The 766-nt window shown below is 83.6% G+C and carries 1 protein-coding gene; it reads left to right on the forward strand.

The genetic code is table 11. The annotated features are described in order from the left end of the window. Positions 1 to 766: prenyltransferase/squalene oxidase repeat-containing protein (locus RKE29_RS30230; RefSeq protein WP_312008892.1), on the forward strand; the 766-nt coding region annotated here is incomplete at both ends.

Genomic DNA, 766 nt, shown 5'->3' on the forward strand with positions numbered 1-766 from the left:
CCCGCCGCGCAGGCCGCGCCGCGCGCCCCGGCCGACCCCGCGGCCGCGCGGAGAGCCCCCGCCGCCGAGCGGGCTCCGAACGACCCGAGCCCCCGGCCGTCCGCCTCGCGGGGCCTGTACGGGCGGAAGGACCCCCGCTACGACGGCGTGTGGCGGCAGTCCCTGGCGCTGCTCGCCCAGCGCGCGGCGGGCCTGCGCCCGGCGGCCCCGGCCGTGGCCTGGCTGGCGGGGCAGCAGTGCGCCGACGGCGGCTTCGCCGCGTACCGCGCCGACCCTGCCGCGCCGTGCGACGCGCGGAAGGGCGAGTTCACCGACGCCACGGCCGCCGCCGTGCAGGCCCTCGCCGCCGTCGGCGACGCCCCGGGAGCCGGTGACGCCGACGCGGCCGTGCGGCGCGGCCTGGCCTGGCTGACGGGGCACCAGAACCCGGACGGCGGCTGGGGCCTGACCTCCGGCGCCCCGACCGACGCGAACTCCACCTCGGCGGCGGTCGGCGCGTTCGCCGCCGCGGGCCGGGACCCGGCCCAGGTGACGCACGGCGCGGGCGGCCCGGGCCCGTACGCGGCCCTGCTCGGCCTGCAACTGGGCTGCGACGCCCCCGAGCGCGACCGCGGCGCCTTCGCCTACGCGCCCGCCCCGGGCCAGGGCCGGGCGGCGGCCAACGACCTGGCCACCACCGCCGCCACTCTGGCCGCCGAGGGCAGCGGCCTGCTCGTCCGGCCGGTGGCCGGCGCGGACCGGCCCGCCCGGCCCCTGGCGTGCCCGG

Source organism: Streptomyces sp. B1866, assembly GCF_031932565.1.
Taxonomy (GTDB): Bacteria; Actinomycetota; Actinomycetes; order Streptomycetales; family Streptomycetaceae; genus Streptomyces.